Origin of the sequence: Kitasatospora sp. NPDC093558 (assembly GCF_040683475.1) — a bacterium.
GTDB lineage: Bacteria > Actinomycetota > Actinomycetes > Streptomycetales > Streptomycetaceae > Kitasatospora.
The window spans coordinates 1-3,074 of sequence record NZ_JBFBDY010000695.1 but is presented as its reverse complement, the minus strand read 5'-3'; the positions used below and the strand labels follow the sequence as shown (position 1 = coordinate 3,074).

Below are 3,074 nucleotides of genomic sequence, written 5' to 3'. Positions count from 1 at the left end.
CGAGGCCCGGATCGCCGAGCTGTGGCGCCGGCTGCTCGGGGTCGAGCGGGTCGGCCGGGAGGAGAACTTCTTCGACCTCGGCGGCCACTCGCTCATGATGGTCCGCCTGCACACCCTGCTGCGCGACGAACTGGGCCACGACGTCCCGGTGGTGGACCTCTTCCGGTACCCCACCGTCGCCGCGCTGGCCGCCCACCTGAGCGGGCCCGCGCAGCAGCCGGCCGCACCCGCGGGACCGGCGGCGAACTCGAACCACTTGCGCGCCGCCCGCCGGCGCCGCCTGAAGGGGGAACACAACGGTGGCCGATGACCTGCTGGACCACGAGGGTGAGGCGCCCGAGCGCATCGCGGTGGTCGGAATGGCCTGCCGGGTGCCGGGGGCCGCGAGCGTCGACGCGTTCTGGGCGAACCTGCTCGGCGGGGTCGAGTCGCTGCACCGGGCCGACGGCGGACCGGACGCGCCCGAGGGCTACGTCCCGGCGACCGGACGCCTGGAGGGCGTGGAGGACTTCGACGCCGAGTTCTTCGGCATCCCGCCGCGCGAGGCCGAGCTGATGGACCCCCAGCACCGCCTGTTCCTGGAGCAGTGCCAGGCGGCCCTGGACGACGCCAACTACGGCTCCGGGCGCCCCGGCGACCGGGCCGGCGTGTGGGGCGGCAGCAGCTTCAACGCCTACATGCTGCTCAACCTGGCGCCGCACTACAGCCGTTCGCAGCTGCTCACCGAGTACCCCGCGGCCCTGCTGCACGGCAACGACAAGGACTACCTGACCACCCGCGTCGCGTACCGGCTGGGGCTCACCGGCCCCGCCGTCACCGTCCAGACGGCGTGCTCCACCTCGCTCGTCGCCGTCGCCCAGGCCTGCCAGTCGCTGCTGGACTACCAGAGCGACTTCGCGCTGGCCGGCGGCGTCTCGGTGAAGCTCCCGCAGGACTGGGGCTACGTGTACGAGGCGGGCGGCATCCAGTCCGCCGACGGCCACTGCAAGCCCTTCGACGCCGACGCGAGCGGGACGGTCTTCGGCAGCGGCGTCGGCGTGGTCGCCCTCAAGCGGCTGTCCGACGCCCTGGAGCACGGCGACCGCATCCACGCCGTCATCCTCGGCACCGGCCTCGACAACGACGGCGCCGCGCGCGCCGGCTTCACCGCGCCGAGCGTGGACGGGCAGGCCGCCGCGATCGCCACCGCCTACCGCGAGGCCGAGGTCGACCCGCTGACGATCGGCTACGTCGAGGCGCACGGCACCGGCACGGCCGTCGGCGACCCGATCGAGATCGCCGCGCTGGACTCCGTGTACGGCCCGGCCGGGGCCCTGCCGGACTCCGTCCCGATCGGCTCGGTGAAGAGCAACATCGGGCACCTGAACGCCGCTTCGGGCGTGGTCGGGCTGATCAAGTCCGTCCTCGCGGTGCGCGAGGGGCAGCTGCCGCCCAGCCTGCACTACCGCGAGCGCAACCCGCGGATCGCCGAGAAGAGCGCCTTCGCGGTCAACGACCGGCTGCGGGCGTGGCCGGAGCAGGACGGGCCGCGCCGGGCCGCGGTGAGCTCCTTCGGCGTCGGCGGCACCAACGTGCACGTCGTCCTGGAGGAGCCGCCCGCGCCCGAGCCGCGGGACGGCGAGGCGCGCCGCCACCAGGTGCTGACCGTCTCCGCCCGCACCGCCCCGGCCCTGGAGCAGGCCCGCGCCGACCTCCTCGGCGTCCTGGCGAAGGCCGGGCCCGGCGACCTGCCGGACATCACCCACACCCTCCAGCTCGGCCGCCGCCGGCACCCGCTGCGGCTGACCGCCGTCGGCGCCGGCCCGGAGCAGGCCGCCGCCGCCCTCGCCGCGGCCCCGGTCCGGGAGGCCGCCGACGGCAGGCCGGTCGCGTTCCTCTTCCCCGGCCAGGGCAGCCAGTTCCGCGGCATGGCCGCCGACCTCCTCGCCGCCGAACCGCGCTTCGCCGCGGCCGTCCGGGAGTGCGTGGAGATCCTCGACCCGCTGCTCGGCGTGGACCTCCTGGACCTGCTCGCCACCCCCGCGCCGCCCGGCACGCCCGACCCGCTGACCGACACCGCGCTCGCCCAGCCCGCCCTGTTCACCGTCGAGTACGCGCTCGCCCGGTGGTGGCGCGGGATCGGCGTGGAGCCGACGGCGATGCTCGGCCACAGCATCGGCGAGTGGGTCGCCGCGACGCTCGCCGGGGTGTTCGAACTGCCGGACGCGCTGCGCCTGGTCGCGGCGCGCGGCCGGCTGATGTCGGCGCTGCCGTCCGGCGCGATGCTGGCCGTCGAGCTGGCGGAGGCCGAGGCCGCCGCGCTGCTCGGCTCCGGCCTGTCGCTGGCCGCCGTCAACGCGCCCCACCGGTGCGTGCTGTCCGGCACCCACGAGGCGATCGCCGCCGCCGAGGCGCGCCTGGCCGCCGACGGCCGCAGCACCCAGCGCCTGCACACCTCGCACGCGTTCCACTCGGCCATGCTCGACCCGATCGTGGAGCCCTTCGCCGAACTCGTCGCACAAGTGCCGCGCAAGGAACCCCGGATACCGTTCCTCTCGAACGTGACCGGCACCTGGATCGGCGCCGCGGACGCGACCGACCCGCACTACTGGGCCCGCCAGGCCCGCGGCGCGGTGCGGTTCGCGGACGGCGTCGCCGCCCTGGTCGCCGGTGAGCGCCCGGTCCTGCTGGAGGTCGGCCCCGGCCGGTCGCTCGGCCGGCTCGCCGCCCAGGTGGCGGGCCCCGGGGTCGCGGTGGCCCAGGCCATGCCGCACGCCAAGGAGGAGACCCCGTCCGACGCGGTGCTGCTGGCCGCGGCCGGACGGCTCTGGGAGGCCGGCGCGGCGCTCGACTGGGCCGCCTTCGCCGGCGAGGAGCGGCGCGCCCCGACCACGCTGCCCGGCTACCCCTTCCAGCGGCGCCGCCACTGGGTGGAGCCGCCGGCGGAGGCCGCCGGGGCGCTCCCGGCGGCGCCGGCCGCCCACCCCGCCGCCGGGGCCCGGCCCCGCCCCGGGCCGGCGCGCCCGGGCCCCCGTAACGCCGCACCCCCTCCCCACCCCACGACCCCCATTGTTCTCCTGGTTTGGCATGTTATT

The 3,074-nt window shown here is 76.5% G+C and carries 2 protein-coding genes; both read left to right on the top strand.

All coding sequences use genetic code 11. The features are described 5' to 3' along the window. A partial coding sequence (locus AB0O00_RS33875; RefSeq protein ID WP_363658390.1) for an acyl carrier protein occupies positions 1–310 on the top strand: 310 nt, incomplete at its 5' end. Continuing rightward, the coding region (locus AB0O00_RS33870; protein ID WP_363658388.1) for a type I polyketide synthase at positions 300–3,074 on the top strand (2,775 nt) is incomplete at its 3' end. The genes AB0O00_RS33875 and AB0O00_RS33870, both read left to right, overlap by 11 nt.